This window comes from Nonomuraea sp. C10 (assembly GCF_008017515.1).
GTDB classification, from domain to species: Bacteria; Actinomycetota; Actinomycetes; order Streptosporangiales; family Streptosporangiaceae; genus Nonomuraea; species Nonomuraea ferruginea.
Window position 1 is genome coordinate 6,062,119 of the sequence record NZ_VPFF01000001.1, and the last position, 18,992, is coordinate 6,081,110.

At 72.5% G+C, this 18,992-nt stretch carries 15 protein-coding genes; 8 read left to right on the forward strand and 7 right to left on the reverse strand.

Annotation, left to right across the window (positions count from 1 at the left end; all coding sequences use genetic code 11):
* The first annotated feature begins 47 nt into the window (after nucleotides 1-47).
* Entirely contained in the window at nucleotides 48-1,697 is a 1,650-nt protein-coding gene (locus FR742_RS27780; RefSeq protein ID WP_148033674.1) for an FAD-dependent oxidoreductase, read from the forward strand.
* Nucleotides 1,694-3,136 carry an ATP-binding protein gene (locus tag FR742_RS27785; RefSeq protein WP_148033675.1) on the forward strand — a complete coding sequence of 481 codons (1,443 nt, stop codon included), beginning with the start codon at nucleotides 1,694-1,696 and terminating at the stop codon, nucleotides 3,134-3,136. Before FR742_RS27780 ends, FR742_RS27785 begins: the two co-directional genes overlap by 4 nt.
* Here the strand turns inward: FR742_RS27785 and FR742_RS27790 are convergent.
* The gene (locus tag FR742_RS27790; protein WP_261808773.1) at nucleotides 3,108-4,334 is read right to left on the reverse strand and encodes an alpha/beta hydrolase; all 1,227 of its coding nucleotides are present in this window, start codon (nucleotides 4,332-4,334) and stop codon (nucleotides 3,108-3,110) included. The two genes, FR742_RS27785 and FR742_RS27790, sit on opposite strands and share 29 nt — an antisense overlap.
* Nucleotides 4,335-4,369: 35 nt before the next feature.
* Here FR742_RS27790 and FR742_RS27795 point away from each other — a divergent pair, with 35 nt between their 5' ends.
* Nucleotides 4,370-5,503: a M20 family metallopeptidase gene (locus FR742_RS27795; RefSeq protein ID WP_148033676.1), complete on the forward strand. Its 1,134-nt coding sequence runs from the start codon at nucleotides 4,370-4,372 to the stop codon at nucleotides 5,501-5,503.
* 81 nt (nucleotides 5,504-5,584) lie between these two features.
* On the opposite strand, the gene FR742_RS27800 is transcribed toward FR742_RS27795, so the two are convergent.
* The 3 genes from FR742_RS27800 to FR742_RS27810 are packed head-to-tail and all read right to left on the reverse strand — an operon-like array spanning nucleotide 5,585 to nucleotide 8,859.
* Nucleotides 5,585-6,841, reverse strand: a complete 1,257-nt coding sequence (locus FR742_RS27800) for a cytochrome P450 (RefSeq protein ID WP_148033677.1) — start codon at nucleotides 6,839-6,841, stop codon at nucleotides 5,585-5,587.
* A 3-nt stretch (nucleotides 6,842-6,844) separates the two neighbouring features.
* Complete coding sequence (locus tag FR742_RS27805; protein WP_148033678.1) at nucleotides 6,845-7,924, reverse strand: FAD-binding oxidoreductase; 1,080 nt, start codon at nucleotides 7,922-7,924, stop codon at nucleotides 6,845-6,847.
* A complete protein-coding gene (locus FR742_RS27810) occupies nucleotides 7,921-8,859 on the reverse strand; it encodes a hypothetical protein (protein WP_261808774.1) in 939 nt (312 codons plus the stop codon). The genes FR742_RS27805 and FR742_RS27810 overlap by 4 nt, the downstream gene beginning before the upstream one ends.
* Before the next feature lie 129 nt (nucleotides 8,860-8,988).
* Between FR742_RS27810 and FR742_RS27815 the strand changes: the two genes are divergently transcribed.
* Nucleotides 8,989-10,677, forward strand: a complete 1,689-nt coding sequence (locus FR742_RS27815) for a serine/threonine-protein kinase (RefSeq protein WP_187281335.1) — start codon at nucleotides 8,989-8,991, stop codon at nucleotides 10,675-10,677.
* On the opposite strand, the gene FR742_RS27820 is transcribed toward FR742_RS27815, so the two are convergent.
* Nucleotides 10,646-11,245, reverse strand: coding sequence for a PaaI family thioesterase (locus tag FR742_RS27820; RefSeq protein ID WP_148033680.1), 600 nt, complete (start codon nucleotides 11,243-11,245; stop codon nucleotides 10,646-10,648). The genes FR742_RS27815 and FR742_RS27820 overlap by 32 nt on opposite strands.
* A gap of 370 nt (nucleotides 11,246-11,615) precedes the next feature.
* Between FR742_RS27820 and FR742_RS27825 the strand changes: the two genes are divergently transcribed.
* The 4 genes from FR742_RS27825 (at nucleotide 11,616) to FR742_RS27840 (ending at nucleotide 15,246) form a co-directional block, all read left to right on the forward strand.
* Complete coding sequence (locus FR742_RS27825; protein WP_187281336.1) at nucleotides 11,616-13,457, forward strand: CHAP domain-containing protein; 1,842 nt, start codon at nucleotides 11,616-11,618, stop codon at nucleotides 13,455-13,457.
* Nucleotides 13,458-13,587: 130 nt separating this feature from the next.
* The gene (locus tag FR742_RS27830) at nucleotides 13,588-14,085 is read left to right on the forward strand and encodes a cupin domain-containing protein (protein WP_148033682.1); all 498 of its coding nucleotides are present in this window, start codon (nucleotides 13,588-13,590) and stop codon (nucleotides 14,083-14,085) included.
* Complete coding sequence (locus FR742_RS27835) at nucleotides 14,085-14,729, forward strand: metalloregulator ArsR/SmtB family transcription factor (protein WP_148033683.1); 645 nt, start codon at nucleotides 14,085-14,087, stop codon at nucleotides 14,727-14,729. The genes FR742_RS27830 and FR742_RS27835 overlap by 1 nt, the downstream gene beginning before the upstream one ends.
* Before the next feature lie 79 nt (nucleotides 14,730-14,808).
* Nucleotides 14,809-15,246, forward strand: a complete 438-nt coding sequence (locus tag FR742_RS27840; protein ID WP_148033684.1) for a hypothetical protein — start codon at nucleotides 14,809-14,811, stop codon at nucleotides 15,244-15,246.
* A 4-nt stretch (nucleotides 15,247-15,250) separates the two neighbouring features.
* Here the strand turns inward: FR742_RS27840 and gdhA are convergent, their stop codons facing one another.
* Nucleotides 15,251-16,594, reverse strand: a complete 1,344-nt coding sequence (gdhA, locus tag FR742_RS27845; RefSeq protein WP_148033685.1) for an NADP-specific glutamate dehydrogenase — start codon at nucleotides 16,592-16,594, stop codon at nucleotides 15,251-15,253.
* A 117-nt stretch (nucleotides 16,595-16,711) separates the two neighbouring features.
* On the reverse strand, nucleotides 16,712-18,919 hold the full coding sequence (locus FR742_RS27850) for an MMPL family transporter (RefSeq protein WP_148033686.1): 2,208 nt from the start codon (nucleotides 18,917-18,919) through the stop codon (nucleotides 16,712-16,714).
* Nucleotides 18,920-18,992: the final 73 nt, after the last annotated feature.

Below are 18,992 nucleotides of genomic sequence, written 5' to 3' on the forward strand. Positions count from 1 at the left end.
GGGAAAGAAGGCATCCTGCACATAGGGGACAAATGGAAGGCAGGGGCATGGACAAGCCGGTCATCGTGACGGTCGACGACGACCCGGGGGTGTCGAGGGCCGTCGCTCGCGACCTCCGGCGCCGTTACGGGCAGCACTACAGGATCGTCCGCGCCGAGACGGCCGTGCAGGGGCTGGAAGCGGTCCGTGAGATGCGGCTGCGGGGTGACGAGGTCTGCGCCATCCTCGCCGACTACCGCATGCCACAGATGAACGGGGTGGAGTTCCTCGAAGCGGCGATGGACATGTACCCGTACGCCCGGCGGGTGCTGCTGACGGCCTACGCCGACACCGACGCGGCGATCCAGGCCATCAACGTGGTCGACCTGGATCACTACCTGCTCAAGCCGTGGGACCCGCCCGAGGAGAAGTTCTACCCGGTGATCGACGGCCAGCTCGACGCCTGGCAGCGCACCGACCGGGTGGAGGTGGCGGAGCTGCGGGTGGTGGGCGACCGCTGGTCCCGGCCGTCCTACAAGGTGCGTGAGTTCCTGGCCCGCAACCACGTGCCCTACCAGTGGATGCTGGCCGAGGACCCGGAGGGCGCGCAGCTCGTCGCGGCGGCCGGCGACGACTGCCACCTGCCGCTGGTGGTCACCGCCGACGGGTCGATGCTGCAGGCGCCCGACCAGTCCACACTGGCCTCGACGGTCGGCCTGTCGACCACGCCGGCCACCGACTTCTACGACCTGATCGTGGTAGGCGGCGGCCCGGCCGGGCTGGGCGCGGCCGTCTACGGCGCCTCCGAAGGGCTGCGCACGGTGCTGGTGGAGGCGCACGCCTCGGGCGGGCAGGCGGGCCAGAGCTCGCGCATCGAGAACTACCTGGGCTTCCCCGACGGGGTGTCCGGGCAGCAACTCGCCGACCGGGCCCGCAGGCAGGCGCTGCGGTTCGGCGCCGAACTGCTGACCACGCGCAGGGTGACCCGCCTGGAGCCGCGCGGGCAGGCGCGGGTGGTCGGCTTCGAGGACGGCGGCGAGATCGCCGCGCACGCGGTCATCCTGGCCACCGGCGTCGCCTACCGCCGCCTCGACGCGCCCGGCCTGGACGACTTCGTCGGCCGGGGCGTCTTCTACGGGGCGGCGCTGACGGAGGCGCCGTCGTGCCGCGGTCAGGACGTCTACATCGTGGGCGCCGCCAACTCGGCCGGCCAGGCGGCCGTCTACCTGTCGGGATTCGCCAGGACCGTGCATCTGTTGGTGAGAGGTGACGGTCTGGAGAAGTCCATGTCCCACTACCTCATCGAGCAGATCCAGGCGGTCCCCAACATCGAGGTCCACCTGGAGACGCGGGTGACCGGCGGCAAGGGCGACGGGCACCTGCAGCACCTGACCCTGTCGAGCGGGGGCCAGGAGCGCGTCGTCGACGCGCAGTGGCTGTTCGTGTTCATCGGCGCGCAGCCGTACACCTCGTGGCTGGACGACACGGTCGAGCGTGACGAGAAGGGGTTCGTGCTCACCGGGCCCGACCTGGTGCAGGGCGGGCAGCGGCCGCGCAACTGGACGCTGCGCCGCCAGCCCTACTTCCTGGAGACGAACGTGCCGGGGGTGCTCGCGGCCGGTGACGTGCGCGCCGAGTCGATCAAGAGGGTGGCCTCCGCCGTCGGGGAGGGCGCGATGGCCGTCGCGCTCGTACACCGCTATTTGGAGAAGCAGTGACAGACACAGTCGACATCGACGAACTGCGCAAGCTCTTCCTGTTCGAGCGGCTGACCGACGAGCAGCTCACCAAGCTCGCCACCAGCGGCCGGATGACGACCGCCGAGCAGGACGAGGACGTCGTGTGCCAGGGCGAGCCGGCCGACTGCTTCGTGGTGCTGATGGAGGGCGAGGTGCAGATGATCTCCGAGACCGTCAGCGCCGGCACCGTCGCCATGCCCCGCACCTCGCAGCCCGGCGTCTACGGCGGCGCCACCTCCGCCTACCTGGGCGACCGGGCGCCGCAGACCTACCAGCACACCCTGCGGGCCACCGCGCCGTCGCGGCTGTTCGTGCTCCCGGCCAAGAAGTTCGCCTACATCGTGACCGAGTGGTTCCCGATGGCGATGCACCTGCTCGACGGGCTGCAGTCCGGCGGGCGCATGCAGCGCGAGATGATCGACAGGCGGCAGCGGCTCACCGCGCTCGGCACCATCACGGCCGGGCTCACCCACGAGCTGAACAACCCTGCGGCGGCCGCGGTCCGCGCGGTGAGCGAGCTGCGGTCACTGGTCAGGTCGTCGCGGGTGGAGCTGGCCCAGCTCGCCGAGAACGGCATCCCGCCCGAGCGGCTGCGCGCGCTCATCGAGATGCAGGAGGCGTGCATGGAGGCGGTCGGCAAGCTGCCCTCCCGCAGCCCGCTGGAGATCTCCGACGCCGAGGACGAGCTGGGCGACGCGCTGGACGAGCTCGGCGTCGAGGACGCGTGGGACCTGGCTCCCGCCCTGGTCAGCGCCGGGTTCGGCACCGAACACCTCGACAAGGTGCGGCGCGAGGCCGGCGCGGAGCACGCGCCGGCGGCGCTGCGCTGGCTGTCGGAGGCGGTGGAGATCTCGCAGATGCTCAACGAGGTCACCGAGGCCACCGAGCGGATCACCACGCTGATCCGCTCGGCCAAGGAGTACTCCCAGATGGACCGGGCCCCGTTCCAGGTGCTCGACCTGCACGACCTGCTCGACAGCACGATCGCGATCTTCCGCGGCAAGCTGCCGCCGGGCATCACCGTGGTCACCGACTACGACCGGACGCTGCCGCCGGTGCCCTGCTACGGCGGCGAGCTCAACCAGGTGTGGACCAACCTGATCCACAACGCCCTCGACGCCATGGACGACGAGGGCACGCTGACCATCCGCACCGCGTACGACGAGGACGAGGCGATCGTGGAGATCGGCGACACCGGCCACGGCGTGCCGGAGGAGATCAAGGATCGGATCTTCGAGCCGTTCTTCACCACCAAGTCCGTCGGCCAGGGCACCGGGCTGGGGCTCGACATCTCGTACCGGATCGTGGCGGGGCGGCACGGCGGCGAGATCAAGGTGCGTTCGGTGCCGGGCGAGACCTGGTTCGAGGTGCGGCTGCCGCTGCGTGAGGCTAACGGGGGTCGATCACCATCCGCATGAGCCGGGGCACGATCTGATCCGCGGCGACGCGGAACCCGTCGTGCTCGAACTCGTTGGTCACCCACACGCGCAGGTTGCCGACCCTCCCGGCGGTCTCCAGCGACAGCCCGGCGTCCACGAACATGTCGTCGTGGTAGACGACGGCGGCGACCGGCACCTCGTTGGCGGCCAGCCGGTCCAGGTCGTAGAGCGGCGGCCAGTCGCCGGCGGCGGCGAGCAGCTCGGCGGCGCCCTTGAACGGCCGCAGGGACCGGATCGCGTCGAACATCCAGGGATAGACCATCTCACCGGTGAACATGCCGAACGTGCCGAAGTCGGCGGGGAACAACCGCTCGGCCGCCCAGCGGGTGGCGGCGCCCTGGGCGTAGATGATCTCCTGCAGCACGGCGTAGAGCGGGTTGCCGACGAACCCGGTCTCCGTCATGACCTCGTACAGGAACGGGTCGGCGAGCCGGTCGCCGTCCCAGGCCTCCGCGAGCTGCCAGTGGAGGCGCTCCGAGCCGTCGCCCATGCCGAGCTTCATGCCGAGGGTACGGAAGCGCTCCACGGTCAGCCGGTCGCCGTCGGGCAGCAGCACCTCCTCCCCGGCCAGGTGCTCGGCGACGCGCCGGGCCGCGGCCTCGTCCCCGGGATAGCGGAGGTGGTGGCGGCGGACCTTGGCGCGGACCCGCTCGTAGGTGCGGGCGTAGACGTCGTCGGCGGTGGCGTCGAGGCCGGGCAGCCCGCCGGTGACGTGGCACGCCCTGAGCCCTTCCGGCGCCCTGGACAGGTAGGTGAGGGTGATGAAGCCGCCGTAGCTCTGCCCCCACGTCTCCCACTTCTCGACGCCGAGCGCCTTCCTGATGTGCTCGCAGTCGTCCACGATCGCGTCGGCGCGGAAGTGCCGCAGGTAAGCCGCCAGTTCCTCGTCCGTGCCGACGGGCGAGACCGGGGTGCTGCGGCCGGTGCCGCGCTGGTCGAGCAGGAGCACGCGGTGGGTGCGCAGCAGCGGCCGCCAGTGACCGGGGCCGGTGGGCCTGGGCGAGCTGCCGCCGGGGCCGCCCTGGAGGAACAGCGCCCACGGCAGGTCGCCGGTGACGGCCGGGTCGCGGATCTCCCGGGCGAACACCTGGATGGTCCGGCCGCCGGGGTCGGCGTGGTCGAGGGGGACGGTGAACACGTGGTCGGCGACCGTGATGCCGGGCATGGTGACTTTCACGCTTGGATGGTCTCACCTCTGAAGGAAGGAACCCCATGTCGATCGAGGAGTGGTCCCGGCAGGCGCTGCCCGCGATGCTGGACGACATCAGGGCGCTGGTCGAGCTGGAGACCCCCAGCCACGACAAGCCCGCGCTCGTCCGCGGGCTGCGCGCCGTCCGCGAGCTGACCGCCGAGCGGCTCGGCCCGCCCGCGGGCGAGACCCTGCACGACGGCGGACAGTACGGGGACGTGCTGGAGCTGCGGTACGCGGGCACCGCGCCGGGTGAGGTGCTGCTGCTCGGCCACTACGACACGGTGTGGCCCGCGGGCACGCTGGCGGCCTGGCCGTTCGCGATCGAGGACGGGCGGATGACCGGGCCCGGCGTGTTCGACATGAAGACGGGGCTGGTGCAGGCGATCTGGGCGGTGCGCGGGCTGCGTGCGCTGGGGCTGCCGCATCCGGGCGTGCGGTTCCTGTTCAACGGTGACGAGGAGATCGGCAGCCTGGCGTCACGGCCGCGCATCGAGGCCGCGAGCGAGGGGATGCTGGCCACCCTCGTGTTCGAGGCGTCGCTGCGGGGCGCGCTGAAGACGTCGCGCAAGGGGGTGGGCCTGTTCGACGTGACGGTGACCGGCGTGGAGGCGCACGCCGGGCTCGACCCGGCGGCGGGCGCGAGCGCCATCCACGCGCTGGCCGAGCTGGTCACCCGCATCGCCGCCGGGGCCGCGCCTGAGCGTGGCACGACCGTGAACGTCGGCCTGATCAGCGGCGGCTCCGGCCGCAACGTGGCCGCCGGCCTGGCGACGTGCGGGGTGGACGTACGGGTGAGCGACTTCGCGGAGATGGCCAGGATCGACGAGCTGTTCGCCGGCCTCGACGCCGCGGACCCGCGGGTGACGGTGTCGGTGACCGGCGGCTGGAACCGGCCGCCGATGACGCCGAACCCGCCGTCGCAGCGCCTGTTCAAGGAGGCCCAGGCGGTGGCCGCCGGGCAGGGCTGGACGCTGGAGGAGGCCGCGGTGGGCGGCGCCAGCGACGGCAACTTCGTCTCCGGGCTGGGCCGGCCGGTGCTCGACGGCATCGGCGCGGTCGGCGACGGCGCGCACGCCCGGCACGAGCACGTCCTCGTCGGCCACATCCCGGAACGCACCGCCCTGACGATCGGACTCCTCACCGCCCTGGCCTGAGGCGGCCCGCTCCGCCGTGGCGGAGCGGGCGCCCTTCTTCCGGTGGCGGTCCTCGGTTGCGGGCTGAGCGGGCCGCTCTCCTCAGGTGCGGCGCTCGCCGAGCAGGACCGGCAGGCTGCGCGTGCTGTTGCCGAGCACGGATCCGAGCGGGCGGGTGCCCGCGTCGGGCCAGGCGAGCCGCATGTCCGGGAAGGCCTCGAACAGGGCGGCCAGCGCCACCTCGCCCTCCAGCCTGGCCAGCGGCGCCCCCAGGCAGAAGTGCCGGCCGTGCCCGAACGACAGGTGACCGGGCTGCTCCGCCACCGCGTCGAACCGGCAGGCCCGCGCCCCGTACCGCTCCGGGTCGCGGCCGGCCGAGGCGAAGCAGGCGACCACCGCCTCCCCCTTGCGCACCCGTACCCCCTCGATCTCCAGGTCGCGGACCGCGTACCGCATCGGGAAGTGCGCGATCGGCGAGTCCCACCGCATGGTCTCCTCCACCACGGCGCTCCACGCCAGCTCGCCCCCGAGCGCGAGGGCGAGCTGGGCGGGCTCGCGCAGCAGGGCGCGGGCGCCGTTGGTGAGCAGGTTGACGGTCGTCACGTGCCCGGCGATGAACACCAGCTCGACCGTGTCCAGCAGCTCCTTCCCGGTCAGCTCGCCCTCCTGGACGAGCGCGCTGATCAGGCCGGGCCCCGGCGTGCGGCGCAGGCCCTCGATGATCTCGGCGACCATCCCGTACAGGACCTTCCTCGCCTCGGTGACGTCCACCGGCGTGTCGCCGACGCCGGCGGCCACGTCGGTCAGCTCGTGCACCCGGGCCCGCATGGCCGGCGGGATGCCCATCAGCTCGGTGATGACGTCCCTGGGTATCGGGTAGGCGAACTGCTCGCGCAGGTCCACCGGCCCCGGCGGCAGCGTGGCCAGGTGGTCCACCCTCTCCGCGGCCAGCCTGGCCACCCACGGCCGCAGTTCCTCGACCCGGCGGGCGTTGAAGACGCGGGCCATCGGGCCGCGCAACCGCCGGTGCTCCTCCCCCTCGGCGTTCAGCATGGACGTGTCGAAGGTGATCCGGCGCACCGCGGTGCCGTCGCGGACGGCGGCCCGGCCTGCCGGGTCCCAGTAGGCGATGTCCCTGGACAGGTCCGGGTGGGCGAGGACCGCGGCCAGGGTCGCGTGCCGGGTGGCGGCCCAGGCGCGCACGCCCTCCATCTCCACCCGGACCAGCGGCCCCAGCTCCCGCAGCCGCTCGCAGTCCGCGTGCACGTCGAGGGTGGCCGGGTCGAGCACGAACTCGACCCCCGCGCCCGTATCGGCGCCCGTATCGGCGTCCGTCGTGGCGTCCGTCGTGGCGTCCATGGCTCAGCCCACCCCTTCCCGCGTGACGGCGAGCGTGGCCGTGTCGAGCCACGGCTCGCGCCCCAGGTAGAGGTCGCGGACCAGCTCGCCGGCGGCGGGCGCGTTGCACAGCCCGTGCCCGGAGAACCCGGCCGCGTACAGGAACGCGGGCGGCCCCGGCCGGTGGCCGATGAACGCGGTCCTGTCCGGGCTGGCGTCGCGCGCGCCGGTGACCGCCGTGTGCAGCCGGACCCCGCTCAGGCTCGGGTACGTGACCGCGAGCTGGGCGGCGACCCCGGCGCGCCAGGCGGCCCTGTCGTTGTCCGGGTAGCCCATGCCGATCAGCAGCCGGTCGCCGCGCAGCCGCACCAGCAGCCGGCTGGCGGCGTCCAGGGTGATCGGGAGCTCGGGCAGCGCTTCCAGCGGGTCGGTGACCAGCAGCTCCTGGGTGACCGGCTCGGGCAGCGGCAGATCGACCCCGGCCGACCTGGCCAGCGGCGCCGACCAGGCGCCGGCGGCGCACACCACGGCGTCGGCCGTGATCGTGCCGCCGGGCGTCTCGACCCGGCCGTCGTGGACCGCGAGCGCCGGGCAGCCGGTGCGGATGCGCACCCCGGCCATCCTGGCGCCCTGCGCGTAGCCGTCGACGATGGCCGCGGTGTCGGACACGTACGCCTGCGGCGACCAGGCGGCGGCCAGCAGCGGCAGGTCGCCGCCGATCAGCGGGTTGAGCCGCCTGGCCCGGCGGGCGTCGATCAGCTCGACGTCCACCCCGACGGCCCGCTGCGCGGGCAGGTCGGCCTCGAACGCCGCCACCTGGTCCGCGTCGGTGAACAGCACGAGGTAGCCGACCTGGCGCATCGGCAGCCGGGCGCCGGGCCGCGTGGCGAAGTCGCGGTAGGCGTCCAGGCTCCGCACGGCCAGCGCGGAGCTGACCGGGTCGCCGGCGAAGTAGGCCCGCAGCACGTCGGCCGTGGCGCGTGACGCGCCGGAGCCGAGCGTGCCGCGCTCCAGCAGCACGGTGCCGACGCCGGCCTCGGCCAGGTGGTAGGCGACGGACAGGCCGATCACGCCGCCGCCGACGACCACGACCCGGCCGCTCATTCGAGCGACCCCTTGCGGCGCAGGTGGTCGCCGAGCTGCCACGGGAACAGCTGCAGGTTCCAGCTGCCCAGGCAGTTGACGTACAGGGCCAGGTGCGCCATGAGCGCGGCGAAGTCGTCGCGGTTGTCGATCCGGTCCAGCCCGGCGAGCGCCCTCGTGGTGAAGTCGTGGAGCTTGCCGAGCCCGCAGTAGCCGAGGAACTCGGCGGGGGTGGCGGCCAGCAGCTGCGCCATGTGGCGCAGCGACTCCAGGGGCATCTCCTCGTACGCGGCCCGGACCAGCCCGGTGAAGCAGGAGTAGCCGAGCGGCCGGGTCTCGCCGTTGACGAACACCAGCGTGGTGAGCACCGTCTCGAAGCTGCCCGCGCACGACGGGATGCGGCCCTCGTGCATGTCGGCCAGGTCGTCGGGCGGGCTCAGCCAGATGCGCTCGGTCTCGGCGTGCACGTCGCCGATCAGGGCGTCGATCTGCGGGTCGGTGACGCTCAGCCGGGTCAGGCGGTGGCCGCCCGGCTCGCCGGCCCGCCGGACCTCGGCGATGACGACCTTCTTGGTCCGATAGACCGACTCCCAGATCTCGTGCCCCGACTCGACCAGCGTGTCGAGGTGCTCCGGGAGCACCTGGCCGATGGGCACGGCGGGCATCGGCTCGGTCAGCTCGCCGTACTTGATGCCGAGGTGCTGCAGCCGGGAGGCGAACAGCGTGCCGTCGGGCGCCTCGCGACGGTCCACCTTGTGCGTGCCCTGCACGTGCAGCAGGCCGTGGACCGGGGCGACGTGGTAGAGGTGATGGCCTGCCACCAGGGCATGCCCCTGCAGGCTCCGGTACGGCAACGCGTCCCACACGCTCTGGGCCAGGACGGCGTTCCGTTCGTCCAGTTCGGCGATCACGGCGGTGCCCAGCGTGGGCCAGCCGATTTCTACTCGTCTAGTCACAATCTGTGACTCTATCAGCACATATTGTGATATTGAGGGATGGCCCCCCACCCGTCCACGCACGTGACAATCGCGACCTCCGGTGAGACGGTCGGAAACAGATCGGCTGCCGTTTCGGAGGGGTTGGACGTGGTCCCTGGTTACCGCGATGTACGCCAGCTTGACAGCGGGCGCACCGGCCGGGTCTTCCTGGCCACGTACCAGGAGACCGGCGCGTACGTCGCGATCAAGTACCTCAACGCGACCCTGCGCAGGGACGACGACTTCATGACCCGCTACCGGCAGGACGCGGCCGAGCTGGTGGAGATCGACCACCCGCACGTGGTCAGGGTGTACGAGTACGTCGAGACGCCCAGGCGGGCCGCGGTCGTGATGGAGCTCGTCGACGGGGTGTCGCTGCGGGAGATCCTCAGGGAGAACGTCCGGGTCAGCCCGGAGGCGGCGCTCGTCGTGGTCAAGAGCACGCTGGAGGCGCTGGCGGCCGCGCACGGGCGCGGCGTGGCCCACCGCGACGTGCGGCCGGAGAACCTGCTCGTGCAGGCCGACGGGACGGCCAAGCTCTCCGGCTTCGGCATCGTGACGCACGCCGAGGAGCCCGGCGTGCCCGCCGGCAGCCCGCCGTACATGGCTCCCGAGCTGTGGACGCGGGGCGAGGCGGGCCCGCTCGCCGACCTGTACGCGGCGGCGTGCGTGCTGTTCGAGGCCGTCAGGGGTCGCGCGCCGTACCGCGGCGAGGACCTGGCGGCCCTGCGCGACAAGCACCTGGTGGAGCCGCCGCCGCTGGAGGTGGTGCCGGACGCGCTGCGCGGGCTGCTGCGGCACGGGCTGGCCAAGGCCCCCGCTCTCCGGTACGCGTCCGCCGTGGAGTTCCTCGCCGAGCTGGAGCGCGACGCGGTCGCCGGCTACGGGAGGGAGTGGGAGCAGCGGGGCCGCCGCCATCTGGCCGAGCCGGCGACCGCGCTCGCGCTGCGCTTCCCGCTGGCCAGGACCGAGCGCGAGCCCGCCCCCAGGGCCGCCGTCCCGCGTCCGCTGCCCGCGCTGCCGCCCTATCTGTGGCTGGCGGTGGCGACCGTGGTGGCGGTGGCGATCTCGCTGCTGGCGTCCGGCGGGACGTTACCCCCGGGGCCGGCCACGGCGCTGATGCCCCCGGAGACCACCGCGGACGTTCCCCCGCCCGCCACGGACCCGCCGCCGGACCCCTCCGGCACGACGTCCCCCGGCCCGCCGTCGGCGGACCCCTCCGGCACGGTGTCCCCCGGCCCGTCCGCCTCCGGCCCGGATCGGAGCGCCTCCGACCAGCGCCCCACCGGCCCTCCCTCCTCGGACACCCCCGTCCGGCCGCGCCCCGATCCGACCACGCGGCCCAGCGTCGCCCCCACGACCTCCAGAGCCCCCGCCTCCCCGCCGCCCCGCGGGAACACCGCCGTGACAGGGATCGGCATCCTGTCCTGGGACGGCTCCACGGGCTCGGTCCGGGTCACCGCCGACGGTCCGGGCACCGTCCGCCTGCGGCTGTCGTACCTGCGACGCGACGACGGCGGCGTGTCGCGCGAGGTCGCCGGCGAGAGCCGCACCCTGTCCGGCGGCACCGACTACACCAGCCGGGCCCGCCGCGACCTCGGCCAGGTGGCGTGCGGCCACCGCGCCCACCTGACCCTGGTGGCGATGACGGAACCCGCGGCGGCGAACGGGCCGCAGATCAGCGAGGTGGCCGTGGACGGCCCCGCCTGCGCCTCGTCCTCCCAGCCCACTCCCACACCGGACGGCCAGGCGGCCCTGCGCCCCGTCAGGCCTCCTGCGGGAGCCAGCCCGGGGTGATGAAGAGACCGGTGGCCTCCACCAGGACCGTTCCGTCGGGGAGGGCGATGCGGCCCTCCGCCCAGGACTTGCGGCCCTCCGAACGGGTGTACTCCGCCGTCGCCACGACGAGGACCCCCAGCGGGACGGGAGCGCGGTAGCTCATGGTGAGCGAGGCGGTCAGTCCGACGCGCCCGGCCACGCCGACCGCCGTGCCCAGCAGGTGGTCGAGGACCATCGCGCTGACCCCGCCGTGCACCAGCCCCGGCGGGCCCTCGTGCAGCGGCCGGAAGACCTGCTCGGCGCGGACCCCGCCGCCGGGCGGGTACTCGACCTCGATCGGGGGCGCGAACGGGTTGGCGGCTCCGACGGCGGCGTTGCCCAGGAGCCACCGGGGCTCGCCGAACTCCACCGGGGGCCGCCGGGCGGCGTCGAGGCGGGCGGTGATGGCGCGCAGTTCCTCGGTGACGGCGGCGAGTTCGTCGTCGTCGGCACCGGTCGCGAGCACGGCGTCCATCAACTCACGGGTCTGTGCGGCCAAGGCGAGGAGCGCCGCGTGGGTGGCTTCGGACGTCACGTCGATCGACATGGGACATCATCCTAGAACGAATTCTACAGAATTTCATTCTAGAGCTGGGGAACGGTCCATGAGATCCGTCACGCTCCGCACGGTCACGACGGCGTAACGAAGTAGTCACATAGATCTTTTGGGATTGAATCCTCTTTGGGGCGTTCCATCCGGAAGACTGCTGACCTGCCGGTTGAAGCAGAGGATCTCGTGACGATTTCTTGACGCAGGCTTGACCTGGCCATCCGTGACGGTAGCCTCCTTCATCACGGATGACTACTGGTATCCGGTTTCGACACAAGTGTCCCGGGGTTCCCCGCTGTACCCCTGGTCGCTCGGACGTAACCGGTCTCCTGGAAGGATTGGCCCCCGCACTTCCATGACCCCAGAGATGCGGAAGTTCATCGACCTTCTCGAGAGCCAGCTCGGCTACTCGGAGAAGTCCGGTGCGTACACCAAGTTCGGCAACTGGTACGGCGAGAACATCGAGTTCGACGCCGACTACAGCTCCGCCCCGTGGTGCGACATGTTCCTGGGCTGGGCTGCGACCAAGCTCGGGTACGAGGAGTGGATGGGCCAGTTCGCCTGGACCGTGGCGCACGCAAAGTGGTTCAGGAAGCAGGACGCCTGGGGCACCGAGCCGGAGCCGGGCGCGTTCGTCTTCTTCGACTGGGGCGGCTCCGACAGCATCGCCCGGATCGACCACGTCGGCGTGGTGACCAAGGTCGCGGGCGGCCGCATCCACACCATCGAGGGCAACATCGACGGCGGGGTCGCCAAGCGCAAGGTGCGTGACACCGGCAAGGTCGTCGGCTACGGGTACCCGTGGAAGATCAAGGAGCGGCTGGACGCCGAGGCGGCCCAGAAGGCGGCGGACGAGGCCGCGGCCATGGAGGCCAAGGCCGGGGTCGGCACGCAGGACGGCAGCGGGCTCGCCATCGTGGTCCCGCACGTCGAGCTGGACGGCCAGCAGAAGGTCCCGTCGGCCGCCCGCCCCGAGAAGGAACAGAAGAAGAAGGACGCGACCCCGCCGAAGGCCGGGAAGTCCGACACCGGGAAGAAGGCCGAGCCCGCCCCCAAGGCCGTCCCCGGCGCCGCCGACTCTCCCGCGCCGAAGTCCGGCAAGCACGCCAAGCCCACCACGGCCGACACCAGCGCCGTCACGACCGGCCCGCTGCCCGTCATCACGGACGCCTCCGCCACCTCCCCGTCCGTCACGGTCGACTCCCCCGCGCTGCTCACCTCCGCGCTGGTGGCCGCCCTCGCCGTGCTGGCGGTGGCCAAGGCCAAGACGCTGCGGCTGCGGCCCGCCACGGCCGGAGCGGCGGTCGCGCAGGACTCCGCGTCCCGCTCCCACCGCCGCCGCAAGTCACGCAAGCAGGCCCGTACCGCGTCCTCACGCCCGCTGCAGGAGCCGATGGAGCTGGAGGCGCCACGGCCGCTGGTCGACGTCGCGGAGCCGGTCACCGCGCTCAGGTCACTGCGGGCGCTGTTCCCCCACGAGCCGATCGTCATCCCGGAGGCGACCAGCGAGTTCGACGCCTTCTCCCGCCCGCGCCGGCCCGCCCCGGCGCCCGAGCAGCCGATCACGCTCGTCTGGGAGGACGACGGCTCGACCCGCCGGCTCATCACCGACACGGGGCCGATCGAGATCCCGCGCGAGCCGGGGCTGTACGAGCTGCCCGACCCCTACAGCGCCTTCCACCTCCTGGGCGGCGCGTCCGGACCGTTCCCGATCCGCGAGGAGCCGGTCCTCCCTCTCGCCTCCGCCGACCGCGGGGAGCCGGTCCTCCCCCTCGCTGCCCCCGACCGCGGGGAGCCGGTCCTCCCGCTCGCCTCCGCCGACGCCCACCCCGGCCGCCGCCGCCGCGACCACCCGGCCGCACCGTCCCGCATCCGCCCGGAGGAGCGTCCCACGGCGGACACGCCCCTGCGCGGCCGCCGCCACCGGCAGTCCGTCGACATCCAGCGCCTGGAGCCGTTCGTCCCGGACGCCCCGCTCCGCGGCCGCCGCCACCGCCCGCACGACCCGGCTCACGGCACCCAGCACCCCCGCACCCACGCAGCGTCCCAGAATGCCCCGTACGAGCCCGCAGGCCCGATCTCCACACGGACGTACGAGCCCGCCCTGACCGGCACCCCACGCTCAGCCGACCGCGCGCCCGCCGCCCGGGACATCCGCGGCAACGCCGAGGGCCGCAGAGGACCCCGCAGAGGCCGCCACCGCGCCTGACCCCCCGGCGCCCTCGTCCGGACGCGCCTTCCGCGGGCCACGGCCGCCCGGCCGTCGATCATTTTCCCCCTTCCGTACCGACCCGTCAGCCGTTAATCTAAAGAACGTTAGAAAACGAGAGGAGCCCCCCATGTCCTACCCAGACGCGCGCTACCTCGACGAGAACGGCGAGGCCAGCGGACGGCTGCGACGCACCACCCAGGGCCCGGACCTGGTGATCGGCAAGGACCCCGGAACGCAGGTGCACTACCTGGGCACCGGCGAGTCCACCAACGGCGCGTTCGGCCTGTACCGGTGGGAGATGGGCCCGCGCCCCGGCGGCGCGCAGCCGCACTTCCACCGCAGCATCACCGAGTCGTTCTACGTCCTGTCCGGATCGGTGCGGCTCTACAACGGCAAGGAATGGGCCGACGGAAACGCCGGCGACTTCCTGTTCGTCCCCGAGGGCGGCATCCACGGCTTCAGGAACGAGTCGGGCGAGCCCGCGTCGATGCTGATCCTCTTCACCCCCGGCGCCCCGCGCGAGGCGTACTTCGAGGCGCTGGCCGCCATCGCCGCCGAGGAGCGGCAGCTCAGCCCCGAGGAGTGGACCGAGCTGTACCGCCGCCACGACCAGTACATGGTCTGATGTTCCCCGAGGAGCCCGTTTACCAGCAGCTCGCCCGCATCGGCAAGGCGCTGGCCAGCCCGGTGCGGCTGCGCCTGCTCGACGTGCTGGACCAGCAGGAGCGCACCGTCGAGGAGCTGGCGCGGGAGGCGGGCGTCCCGCTGAAGAACACCTCCGCCCAGCTCCAGCAGTTGCGCGCCGCCCAGCTGGTGACCGCCAGGAAGGCGGGCACCCGGGTCTACTACCGGCTGGCCGACGAGCGGGTGTCGCGGTTCCTGGGCGCGTTCCAGGGGTTCGCCCAGGACCGCCTGGCCGACCTGCGGGACGCGGTGGCCGACCTGCTGGGCTCGTACGAGACGGTGACGGCGGACGAGCTGGCCGCCAGGCTGGCGGACCCGGCGACTCTCGTGCTCGACGTGCGCTCGCCCGGCGCCTTCGCCGCCGGACACGTGCCGGGCGCGGTGTCGGTGCCGCTGCGCGAGCTGGAGGAGCGCCTGGGCGAGCTGCCCGGCGGCAAGGAGATCATCGCCTACTGCGGCGGCCCCTACTGCGTGGTGTCCCCGCGCGCGGTCGAGCTGCTGCGCGGGCACGGCTTCCGGGCCCGGCCGCTGGAGGGCGGGCTCACCGCGTGGCGGCGGTCGGGACGGGCCGTGCGGGGACTTTAGTCCTGCCCGCCACGGCCTTTGGGCCCGTCCCCTTTGCCGCCGGTGGACAGTACCGTGAGGCGGCGGAGGTGGTGGCGGAGTGACCTGGTGGGCGGTGGTGCGCTTCCTGCACGTGCTGTCGGCCGCGCTGTGGGTCGGCGGGCAGCTCACGGTCTCGCTGGTGGTGCTGCCGCTGGCCCGCCGCATCCTGGACGAGGAGCGGCGCGGCCAGGTGATGAACGCGGTCGGGCGGCGGTTCGGCATGTTCACCGGCACGGTGTTCCTGCCCCTGCAGATCGGCACCGGCGTGGCCATCGCCTGGCACAAGGGCGTCACCTGGGAGTCGCTCGCCGAGCCCGGCTACGGCCGGATCCTGGCCGCCAAGCTGGCGTTGTTCGCCGCGGTCATGGCGGCCGCGGCCCTGCACGGCTGGGCCACCGGCGCCGGACGGCGCGGCTTCGCCCGCGCCATGGCGGTGACGTCGCTGGTCGGGTCCGTCGGCGTGATCCTGCTGGCCACCGCCCTGCCCGCGACCTAGACCCTCAGATCAGCCCCAGCGCGAGCATCGCGTCCGCCACCCGGCGGAACCCGTCGATGTTGGCGCCGGCCACGTAGTTGCCGGGCATCCCGTACTCGTCGGCGGTCTCGAGGCAGCGGTCGTGGATGTCGCTCATGATCTCCTGCAGCCGGTGCTCGGTGGACTCGAAGCTCCACGAGTCGCGGCTGGCGTTCTGCTGCATCTCCAGGGCGCTGGTGGCGACGCCGCCGGCGTTGGCGGCCTTGCCCGGCCCGAAGGCGACGCCCGCCTCCAGGAACACCTTGATGCCCTCGGGCGTCGTCGGCATGTTGGCGCCCTCGCCCACCGCGACGCAGCCGTTCTCGACCATGACGGCGGCGTCACGGCCGGTGATCTCGTTCTGGGTCGCGGACGGCATCGCCACCTCGCACGGCACGTCCCACACGCTGCCGCCCGGCACGAACGTCACGTGGTCGCCGCGGCGCGCCGCGTACGCCTCCAGCCGGCCGCGCTCCACCTGCTTGACCTGCTTGAGCAGGTCGAGGTCGATGCCCTTCTCGTCCACGACGTAACCGGAGGAGTCGGAGCAGGCCACCACCACGCCGCCGAGCTGCTCGACCTTCTCGATCGTGTAGACGGCGACGTTGCCGGCGCCGGACACCACGACCCGCTTGCCGTCGAAGGACGTGCCGCGCGACTTGAGCATCTCCTCCACGAAGAACGCGCACCCGTAGCCGGTGGCCTCGGTGCGTACCTGCGCTCCCCCGTATACCAGGCCCTTGCCCGTGATCACACCGGACTCGTAGCGGTTGGTGATGCGCTTGTACTGGCCGAACAGGAAGCCGATCTCGCGTCCGCCGACGCCGATGTCGCCCGCGGGCACGTCGGTGTACTCGCCGATGTGCCGGTAGAGCTCGGTCATGAAGCTCTGGCAGAACCGCATCACCTCACGGTCCGAGCGCCCCTTCGGGTCGAAGTCGGAGCCGCCCTTGCCGCCGCCGATGGGCAGGCCGGTGAGGCTGTTCTTGAAGATCTGCTCGAACCCGAGGAACTTCACGATGCCGAGGTAGACCGACGGGTGGAAACGCAGACCACCCTTGTACGGGCCGAGCGCGCTGTTGAACTCGACCCGGAAGCCGCGGTTGATGTGGACCTCGCCGCGGTCGTCCTCCCACGGCACGCGGAAGATGATCTGCCGCTCGGGCTCGCAGATGCGCTCGATGATCTTCGACTCGGCGTACTCGGGGTGCTTGCCGAGAACCGGGCCGACGCTCTCCAGCACCTCCCGCACCGCCTGGTGGAACTCGATCTCCCCCGGGTTACGGCGCAGGACGTTGTCATAGATCGACGACAGTTTCTCGTGCAACACGGACTCTCCCAGCTTATGTGCGATACGCGTCCTCACCTTACGAGGAAGCCTCCTGTGAGTCGTACGCGCCCCCCGCAGTGACCTGCGACTACCCGGCACGACCGGTAAGAATCCAGGTCAGGCCCCCGCGCCTACCCTGGGCCGGTCGGCCCGCACCGGCGGCGCGGGCTCCTCCTCATGCCCCTCCACCGACAGGTTCGGCAGCAGCCGGTCCAGCCAGCGCGGGCACCACCAGTTGGCCCGCCCCAGCAGCACCATGGTCGCCGGCACCAGGAATCCTCTGATCAGCGTGGCGTCCACGGCGATCGCCACCGCGAGGCCGACGCCGAACGTCTTCACCATCGAGTCGGGGTACGCGATGAACGCGGTGAACACCGCCACCATGATCAGCGCCGCCGAGGTGATGACCCGCCCGGTCGACCCCAGCCCCTCGGCCACCGCCCTGGCGTTGTCGCCGTGCTTCAGGTACGCCTGCCGGACCGCCGTCAGCAGGAAGACCTCGTAGTCCATCGACAGCCCGAACAGCACCGCGAACAGCATCAGCGGCACGTAACTCTCGATCGGCACCGAGAAGAACAGCGCCTGCACGTACGACGCGTTCACGGGCGGGTCCATGCCCACCAGCCCGCTGCCCACGCCGAAGGAGAACACCGCAGCCAGCGCGCCGAACGCGGCCCCGAGCGAGATGAGGTTCATCAGCGCCGCCTTGATCGCCACCACCGGCGCCCGGAACGCCAGCAGCAACAGCAGGGCGCTGAGCAGCACGACGACGCCGATGACGAGCGGGGTGCGCTCGGTCAGCCGGTCGGCGGCGTCGGTGAGCGCGGCGACCTCGCCTCCCACGTGCACCTCCAGCCCGTCGCCGTCGAACGTCCTGATCTCGCGTACGAGGTCGGCGGCGCGCGGGTCGCTGGGCGGGTAGTCGGGGATGATCTGGATCATGGCCGCCCGCCCGGCGTCGTTCAGCTTGGGCTCGGCCACGTGGGCGACGCCGCCGAGGTCCCCGATCCGGTCGGCGAGCCGTTCGGCGGCGGCCTCGGTGACCTCGCCCCGCCCGCTCGCCACCACGGTCAGCGGCCCGGTGCTGCCGGGCCCGAACCCGACCGACATCAGCTCGTACGCCCGCCGCGGCTCCGACCCGTGCGCGCCGTACCCGTCGTCGAGCGTCCCGAGCTTGAGCGAGAGAGCGGGCGCGGCGAGCGCGGCCAGCACGAGCACGCTGCCGACGAGCACCCGCCACGGCCGCCGCGCCACCCACATGCCGAGCGCGGTCCACCCCGACGACTCCGGCCGGCGGCCGAGGAACGGCACCTTCAGCGCGTTCACCCTGTGGCCCAGCAGGCCGAGCTGGGCCGGCACGAGCGTGATCGCGGTGAGCACGGCCATCACGACGGAGATGCCGGTGATCCAGCCGAGCGTGGCCAGCAACGGGAACCCGGCGAACATGAGCGCGGTGAGCGCGATGACGACCGTGCCGCCCGCGAACACCACCGCCCCGCCCGAGCTGGACACCGCCCCGCGCACCGCCTGCTGGACGGGCAGGCCGGAGGCGAGCAGCCGGCGGTAGCGCGACAGCAGGAACAGCGCGTAGTCGATGCCCACGCCGAGGCCGATCATCGTGGCCATGATCCCGGCCTGCTTCGGCACGTCCATGACATGCCCGAGCAGCCCGATCACGCCCAGTCCCGTGGCCACGCTGACCAGCGCGGTGAAGATCGGCACGAGCGCGGCCGTGAGCGTGCCGAACGCGAAGATCAGCACCAGCAGGGCGCAGATCACGCCGATGATCTCACTCGGCCCGGTCTTGATCTCCTTGTCGGCGGGCGTCGAGCTGTCGTTCGCGACGACCTCCAGCCCCGCGTCGCGGGCCGGCTCGGCGGCCGCGGAGATCCGCTGCGTGTTCTCGGCCACCTTGCTGCTGTCGTGACCCTCCAGCCGCACGGTGATGACGCCGATCTGCAGGTTCGAGGCGATGCCGCCCTGCCGGAAGGGCGAGTCGGCCTCCTTGACGTGCTCCTGCTCGCGGATGTTCGCGACCGCGTCCTCGACGGCCCCCTTGCGCGGCTCCTCGATGAGCGGCCCGTCCTGGGAGTAGACGATGAGCTGTACGGTGCCGCCGGCCTGGAACCCCGGCCCGAAACCGTCACGCATCAGGTCATGAGCGCGCTGGGCGTCCGTGCCGGGGATGCTCACCTCGGTGCTGACGGGACTGCCCAGCACCAGGCTGCCGCCCATCGCGGCCACGGCCAGCGTCACCCATAAGGCCAGAACGGCCCTCCCGTGCCGGGCGCACCAGCCACCGAGCCAGCCCAGAAAGCGCGCCATCGCGACCCCCAGCCTCGAACGCCCGTCCTGTACGGTCGTACAGCACTACGATAAAGGGCGATAAAAGGGGGAA

Excerpts from the sequence above, each read along its gene's own strand:
- FR742_RS27780 (WP_148033674.1), top strand. The coding sequence starts at position 48 with ATGGACAAGCCGGTCATCGTGACGGTCGACGACGACCCGGGGGTGTCG.
- FR742_RS27835 (WP_148033683.1), top strand. The coding sequence starts at position 14,085 with ATGTTCCCCGAGGAGCCCGTTTACCAGCAGCTCGCCCGCATCGGCAAG.
- FR742_RS27830 (WP_148033682.1), top strand. The coding sequence starts at position 13,588 with ATGTCCTACCCAGACGCGCGCTACCTCGACGAGAACGGCGAGGCCAGC.
- FR742_RS27805 (WP_148033678.1), bottom strand. The coding sequence starts at position 7,924 with ATGAGCGGCCGGGTCGTGGTCGTCGGCGGCGGCGTGATCGGCCTGTCC.
- FR742_RS27800 (WP_148033677.1), bottom strand. The coding sequence starts at position 6,841 with ATGGACGCCACGACGGACGCCACGACGGACGCCGATACGGGCGCCGAT.
- FR742_RS27820 (WP_148033680.1), bottom strand. The coding sequence starts at position 11,245 with ATGTCGATCGACGTGACGTCCGAAGCCACCCACGCGGCGCTCCTCGCC.
- FR742_RS27850 (WP_148033686.1), bottom strand. The coding sequence starts at position 18,919 with ATGGCGCGCTTTCTGGGCTGGCTCGGTGGCTGGTGCGCCCGGCACGGG.
- FR742_RS27795 (WP_148033676.1), top strand. The coding sequence starts at position 4,370 with ATGTCGATCGAGGAGTGGTCCCGGCAGGCGCTGCCCGCGATGCTGGAC.
- FR742_RS27825 (WP_187281336.1), top strand. The coding sequence starts at position 11,616 with ATGCGGAAGTTCATCGACCTTCTCGAGAGCCAGCTCGGCTACTCGGAG.